The sequence below is a fragment of the Nostoc parmelioides FACHB-3921 genome, assembly GCF_014696625.1.
In the GTDB taxonomy this organism is placed as follows: domain Bacteria; phylum Cyanobacteriota; class Cyanobacteriia; order Cyanobacteriales; family Nostocaceae; genus Trichormus; species Trichormus parmelioides.
The window spans coordinates 1-7,699 of record NZ_JACJQL010000131.1 but is presented as its reverse complement, the minus strand read 5'-3'; the positions used below and the strand labels follow the sequence as shown (position 1 = coordinate 7,699).

Below are 7,699 nucleotides of genomic sequence, written 5' to 3'. Positions count from 1 at the left end.
TGCAAAGGAACTTATTCACTTTAGTTTTGCGTGATTACATTGTAGAAAATCTTACCCATACTTGTGTTGCTTAGTACACATGAATGAAATTTTTTGTCAATGCGTAAGTCCTAATATATATTGCTTATTACTAAAATTTGTTATTTGAATGGAAGTAGAGATTAAGTTAAATTTGCCCTATCGCCTATCATTTTCACGCTTTATTACTGTTGATAATTACAACTCAGTATATAAACTTTCTGGGTAGGAAAAGTTATTATACACCATAAACTTATGTGGCAATTTGTACAGCACTGGCCTAGCGTAAAGTGGCAAATTTTTCAATCTTTTATCCTCAATCTACTTGGCGTATAGTCGTAATCTGTTAACAAGCAACAAGACTTGATTTATGGTTCGTGAGCTTGAGAGAAAACGTCAGAGTGCAAGGTTTCCTGAATCTGCCCCAGCTGCCAATCCGGTATTTTTTAGAACCTATAGCCGCCGTACAGAAGCGGGGTTAAGGGAAACGTGGGATGAGGTGTGCGATCGCACCCTCAAAGATTTAATTGAATTAGGTAAGCTGAGTCCGGAAGAAGTAGCAATTTTAGACAAGACACAGCGTAATTTAACAGCTTTACCCAGTGGACGCTGGTTGTGGGTAGGCGGTACAGATTGGATCAATAAATCCAAAAACTTCTCCGGTGCCTATAACTGTACGTCTACCAACCTCCAAGACTGGAAAGCCTTCGGGTTGATGATGAACCTAGCGATGATGGGCTGTGGCACGGGAGCCGTCATCGAACCGGGATATATTAATCAACTGCCACCCATTCGTAATCGCCTGAATATCATTGTTAAAGGGGAAATTGGTACTACCCCTAAACATTTACGTCGTGAATATACACAAACCCATATAGAAGGCAATAGCGCTACTATCTATGTTGGAGATAGCCGTGAAGGTTGGGTTGAATCCTATCAAACCCTTTTGGAACTATCCACAGATGAAAGATTTACTGATGAAGTACAAGTCTTTGTTGATGTTAGCGACGTGCGCCAATCTGGGGAAACCCTCAACGGCTTTGGCGGCGTTGCCAATCCGGTAAAATTACCTGGACTTTATCAGCGTTGTGCAGCCATTCTCAACAAAGCCTTAGGCAGAAAATTAAATTCTGTAGAGTGCTGTCTGTTGATTGACGAAGGTGCCGTAACAATTGTTGCAGGCAATATCAGAAGAAGCGCGGGTATGAGACAGTTCATATCTGATGACCAATTAGGGGCAACTGCCAAAGATAACTTATGGCAGCAAGATGAAAACGGCAGATGGCGCATTGATCCTGAGCGTGATTCTTTGCGGATGGCGAACCACACCAGAGTCTTTCACCGCAAGCCCACATTAGAAGAGTGCGTTGATGCTGTACGTAAACAATATTACAGTGGCGAAGGGGCGATTCAATGGGCTGGTGAAGCTGTAGCTAGAGCCAATATCGATTTGCTACCAACACAAGCCTTGAAAGTAGAGTTCCTCAAAGCCTACGAAGAAGGAACAGCTAGAGACTGGTTGCAGAAACGACACCCTGATTTAGATGCCAATGAGCTAGAACACCGTTTAGCTCGCTATGGTTTAAATCCGTGTGTCACTGCTGACACTTGGGTTCACACTGAACAAGGTGCGCGACAAGTTAAAGACTTAATAGGCAAACAGTTGAGTGTATATGTCAACGGAGAATTGTTTAGTACCACAACCGAGGGCTTTTGGTTCACTGGAGTCAAACCCATCTTAAAAGTTATCACGCAAGAGGGCTATGAACTACGTTTAACGGGAAATCATCAGCTTCTCAAAGTGACAGCCCAAACTCAGAAAAAACAGTATTCTGAGTGGGTAGAAACTCAAGACTTATCTCCTGGTGATTATATTTTGGTTCATAATCATCGTGAAATTCAACCTTGGGATAGTTTTGGTACTTTTGATGAGGGTTGGTTACTGGGAAATTTGATTGGTGATGGCAGCATTGCATCAACACAATGGGGTAAAACAGCCTATTTGAGATATTGGCAAGATAGTCAACAGGAAATGGGAAAATATGCCGTTACCTTGCTCAAAAATGCAGTAAATTATTCGGGTAATACCGATTCTGGTTGCTATCATCAACAGCTAAAACATCGAGTTATTAACTCATCTGGTTTAGCGAAATTGGCAGCTAATTATGGTGTAACTTTAGAACACAAGATGCCAACCGATAAAATCGAGCAAGCTAGCTATGAATTTTATCGTGGTTTTTTACGTGGTTTGTTTGATGCTGATGGTAGCGTTCAAGGTAATCAACAAAAAGGTGTGAGTGTCAGACTAGCACAAAGTAATCTGAAAACGTTGCAGATCGTGCAGAGAATGCTGGCACGCTTAGGAATTATCTCTGCTATTTATCAAGAACGTCGTCCTGAAGCTTATCGTCTTCTTCCGAATAGTAATCGTGAACTAGAATTGTATTCCTGTAAAGCACAACATGAGCTTGTAATCTCCAACGATAATCTTTATTTATTTGAGCAGATTGTGGGATTTCAAGAACCTCAAAAGTCCACGCGTTTACAGGAATTGTTAGGTGGGTACAAAAGAAAATTAAATAGAGAAAGATTTGCTATTAAAGTTAAGCAAATTGTATCTGATGGGTTGGAAGCAGTTTATGATTGTACTGTCCCAGGGGCTTCTCAATTTGATGCTAATGGTATCGTTGCTCATAATTGTGGTGAGATAATTGGATCTGATTTTCACTGTAATCTGTCTGAGATACATCTCAATCAAATCGACCCGTTTAATTACAAAGAACAAGAGGAGGCTTTCACTGCTGGGGCTTTATCTGTAGCGACACTCTTAAATCACCAATTCCCAGAACCACGCTATCAATATAGTCGGGAACTAGATCCCATTGTGGGTGTTTCTTTCACTGGTTTATTTGATTTCTTTGTTCATGCTTTTGGTGCAGAGTGGCTGCAATGGTGGGAAGCAGGACGACCAGCAACGCCGCAAGGATTGGCATTTAAGCGCGAGGAAGAGAAATATCTCAGTTCTTGGCGCGAGATTGTGCAGCGTGTTGTGTGGGATTATTGCGATCGCCACAACATTAAGCGTCCAAATCGCTGTACCACCGTCCAACCTAGTGGTACAAAGTCTTTATTAACTGGTGCTAGTCCCGGTTGGCATCCCCCCAAAGCTCAAAGGTTTATTCGTCGGATTACATTCCGTAAAAATGATCCAGTGGCTTTGGCTTGTATTGACTACGGTTACAATGTCATACCTTCCCAGTCAGACAAGGATGAACAGGGTAATTTGCTGAATGATCCGTTAGATCCACGGGTAAGCGAATGGTTAGTAGAAATCCCTGTGGCTGTATCTTGGGCAGATATACCGGGGGCTGATACCATCGACATCAGCAAATTTAATGCGATCGCCCAAATGGATTTCTATATGCAGGTGCAGAAATTCTACGTCACCCACAACACATCTGCAACCATCGAGGTGCGAGAACATGAAGTGGAAACCTTAGGAGAGCAAATCTGGCAAGCCATTCAAAATGATGAAGGCTACATCAGTGCAGCACTCCTCGCCAGATTCGATGACCACCAAACCTTCCCTCGTCTCCCATTTGAGCCAATCTCCAAAGCACAGTATGAGCAGATGGTGGCAGAAGTTGTACAACGGCGCAAAACAGATGATTTTTACGCCGTCTTAAGTCGCTACGATTTCGGCGATTTGATGGAAGTCGGCCCAGCAGGTTGCGACTCTGATAAGTGCATGATGCCTGAACAAAGTCCGAATTAATTCCAAAGTCAATGGTCAACAGTCAATAGTCATTATTTTTGACTATTGACTTCTCTGGAAACCTGCCTGAATTTACACGTTAAGATTAATGAAGATTTGATATTTTTACACCAACTATCAGGAGAAATTTAAATGTTCATTGATGAACTGTCACCAATATTCAAACAATTAGTCCAACATCCAGCCTCATTTTTGGGTGGATTTGCCTCTGGGGTGTTGAGACTCAACTTGGCTGATGATCCTGTTAAAAGCTGGCTGGATAAGCAAAGAGGCGTTAACACTTACTCTTTTCCCGTAACTGAAGCACATAATGGCAAAGCCAGTGGCCCTCAGTCAATATCGATTGATTAGGGACTGGGGACTGGGGAGAATAAATATAGCGAATACACACACAACTCCCCACGCCCCGTTCTTATCAGAAATTCCTCTGATCCCCAGATATACGGAAACTAATGTATTCATAGTCTCAGATAGAAATATTGATAGTCTTTGACAGATTGTCTTTTGACAAGCCTACTCCATGAAGTAAACAATCTTACTGAAAGTCTGGAGGCGCAACACTTAAGAGTTGCGTTCTCAGTCTTGCGGTGTGGTTTTTGTGGAGTGTGGGGCAGCCTTGAAACTAAATCAGTGTATCTATATAGGTATAGCAAGTACGATTTGCTTGCTGATAACTCAGAAAGCAAATGCACAAGAGAAGCCGGTAAACACAAATAATATTGGATCAATTACAAATATTCCTCAATTGAGTGATATTAAGCATCCACCAACGAGTGTTAAAGATTGGCTAGCACAGTCAGCACCAACCCCTCCACAAATCAAGATTACTGGTGTGCGAATCAATCGTACAGACGATAGTTTCGAGCTAATTCTGGAAACTCCAGATGGAGAAATATCTGCACCAGAAACTCTTCAAGAAGGCAATATATTTATTGCAGATATCCCTAATGCAGTACTAGCTTTACCAGAAGGAAAGGAATTTCGGGAGGACACGCCAGTTGATGGTATTTCTTATGTGACGGTAACACAGCAGGAATCTAACAACACGGTGCGTGTAACGATCGCATCTTCAGGAAATCTACCGCCAATCCAGGTAGTAAATCAATCTAATAATTTAACGATCGCCGTTACTCCTACTTCCCCAGACATTGAGTTGATAGTAACCGCTCAAAAACGCCCCGAAGACGCGCAGGATGTCCCCCTTAGCCTGACGGTAATTCCTCAGCAAGAAATCGAAGACGCTCAAATTCGTTCTTTCCAAGATATCGCCAACAACACACCCAACTTTAGTTTTCTCCCCACCACTGCGGGGAGTGCTGATTTTGGTTACTACAGTGTACGGGGGTTAAATAACTTTAACTTTTTAGCCAATCAAGACACCGTTGGCTTTTACATTGATGATGTTCCTTTTGATTATGGTGGCTTTTTAGATGTTGGTTTGATTGATTTAGAACGGGTGGAAATTTTGCGAGGCCCCCAAAGTACCCTCTATGGTAGAAGTAGTCCGGCTGGGGTGGTAAATGTGATTTCTCGTCCGCCAAGTAATCAGCCAGAGATGCGAATTAGCGCTCTTTACGGTAGCTATAACAGCCGGGAATTGCAATTATCCCTCAGCGATGCAATTATTCCTGATAAACTGGCATTTCGACTAGCTGGCGCATACAATGCACGAGATGGCGTATTTGACAATACCTTTCTCAATAAGCCAATCGGAGAGCGATCGCAACTCACAGGACGCGCCCAAATTCTCTGGACACCCACACCAGAGTGGAATATATCCTTTAACGCCTATGCTAGTGACAACGATAACGGCAATCCTACCTTTTCTCGGCAAAACGCAGAAAACCCTTTTCAAGTTTCCCAAGAAGTTGACGGTTTCAATCGTCTCAGCACTAATACCCAAGCGCTAAAAATTAGCTACAACGGCGATGGATTTCGGGCTACATCCATTACCACAAGGAGATTTAGCAATCAAAATACCCTAGTGGGTGACAATTTCCCAGGAGATTTACTACAGCAAATTATTGATATCAATTCAACCCTGTGGTCTCAGGAATTTCGCATCCAGTCTCCTGAAAGTGCCGACCGTTTGCGGTGGTTACTGGGTGGATATTACGAGTCACGGAATTTTAATGTTTTAGATGACACATTTAAATATAGTGATGCTGGTGCAGTAGCCTTTGGTTTACCAGCGCCAGGAAGCGATCGCGTTTCCGCAGAACAAAATCGCCAAACCTACGCCATATTCGGGCAAATTGACTACAAACCAATTGCACCACTAACTTTGTTTGCAGGTTGGCGCTATGAAACTGCTGACGCTGAACTCGACCGTCGCCGTGTTTTTGTAAATCCTGATGGTACAGTCAATCCACCCACCGCAGAAGTCCGCAATGCTACCCTCAATAGTGAGGCATTTATCCCCCGCTTTGGCTTACAGTATCGCTTCAATCCCAATTTAATGGCTTACGCCACAATAGCCAAAGGCTACAGACCAAGTGGATTTAACTACCGTGCGGATACAGAAGATACACGCCGATTTCAAGAAGAAACCACCTGGACTTACGAAGCAGGCTTAAAATCTTCTTGGTTAGACGACCGTCTAAGTGCAAATCTATCTATTTTTCAAAGCGATGTTGATAACTACCAAGTGCTGCTGACCGATGATTTTGGCTTTTTTAGAAACGTTACCAATGCAAATGTCAAAATCACAGGTTTAGAATTTGAACTCAAAGCCAAGCCTTTACAAGGACTAGATTTAATTGCTGGTATTGGCTACGTAGACAGCAAATTTAAAAACTATAGAAATCCTTTCACAAATGGAGACTTTAGCAACAACCGCGTTCCTTTTGCACCAGAATTAACCTACAATTTAGCCGTTCAATATCGTAGTCCCGGTGGTATTTTTGCCCGTGCAGAATTGCGCGGTTATGGAATAACTTACTTTGATGATGCTAACCAAGTGAAGCAAGACCCCTATGCACTAGTAAATGCCCGGATTGGCTATGAAGGCGAAAAATATGGCATTTATCTATATGCAAATAACTTGTTTGATACCCGTTATATCACCTCTGGTTTCCTATTCCCACTACCAAATGGAACTGCGGGATTTGGCGACCCGGTAACTTATGGTGTGCGAGTAAGTGCGAGTTTTTAATCTTGATTTTGGAGGCGACAGTAAACATTATCTCTGTCGCCATTTTGCAATTTTCTAAGTGCTGCTATGCTTCCTAAACTGATTTTATTCGCCACACTTTATATTTCTCAGTTTATCCCGACGACATTCTTTATTCAAGCATTACCCGTTTTCATGCGACAACAAAAAATGTCGCTAGATGTGATTGGATTTCTAGGTTTATTAATTCTACCATCAGGATTAAAATTTCTTTGGTCTCCATTCATTGACCGCTACCGTTTAGGCAAGTTAGGGCATTATCGTGGTTGGATTATCTGCTTTCAGTTATTGTTGATTTCAACTATGTTAGTAACGGCTTTTATTGACATTCAAGATAACTTAAACGCATTACTAACTTGTATGTTTTTAGCATCTTTATTTTCATCCAGTCAAGATATTGCTACTGATGCCTTAGCAGTAAATTTACTCGAACCTCAAGAACGGGGATTAGGGAATGCAATTCAATCTGGAGGCAATATTTTCGGCGCAATTATTGGTGGTGGGGTAATGCTCATTCTCTTAGATAAAATTGGCTGGCGATATAGTTTAATTACTCTGTCGATATTTATGCTGATAAATTTAGTTCCCATATTAATTTATAGAGAAAAAAGTCAGTATCAACTCATCCGTGAGAGGTTAAAGTAATTGCACATTTGTCAAGAGGGTGCAGGAAAAGGGGATAGATCCAGCTTGAAGACTGGTTTTCGTAGGGCTTTGACTACGCCTAAATCTTG

The 7,699-nt window shown here is 42.0% G+C and carries 3 protein-coding genes and 1 pseudogene; all 4 read left to right on the top strand.

Going from position 1 to position 7,699, the window contains the following annotated elements:
• Positions 1-388: 388 nt before the first annotated feature.
• The gene (gene nrdJ / locus H6G14_RS32300; protein ID WP_190572978.1) at positions 389-3,793 is read left to right on the top strand and encodes a ribonucleoside-triphosphate reductase, adenosylcobalamin-dependent; all 3,405 of its coding nucleotides are present in this window, start codon (positions 389-391) and stop codon (positions 3,791-3,793) included.
• Between the two features lie 132 nt (positions 3,794-3,925).
• A complete protein-coding gene (locus H6G14_RS32295; protein ID WP_190572976.1) occupies positions 3,926-4,144 on the top strand; it encodes a ssl0294 family protein in 219 nt (72 codons plus the stop codon).
• 247 nt (positions 4,145-4,391) lie between these two features.
• Complete coding sequence (locus H6G14_RS32290) at positions 4,392-6,947, top strand: TonB-dependent receptor domain-containing protein (protein WP_190572980.1); 2,556 nt, start codon at positions 4,392-4,394, stop codon at positions 6,945-6,947.
• 66 nt (positions 6,948-7,013) lie between these two features.
• Positions 7,014-7,589 (top strand): annotated as a pseudogene (locus H6G14_RS32285) (MFS transporter); the annotation flags it as partial.
• Between the last annotated feature and the right edge of the window lie 110 nt (positions 7,590-7,699).

Coding starts and splice junctions, on each gene's coding strand:
- nrdJ (WP_190572978.1), top strand. CDS start 389: ATGGTTCGTGAGCTTGAGAGAAAACGTCAGAGTGCAAGGTTTCCTGAA.
- H6G14_RS32295 (WP_190572976.1), top strand. CDS start 3,926: ATGTTCATTGATGAACTGTCACCAATATTCAAACAATTAGTCCAACAT.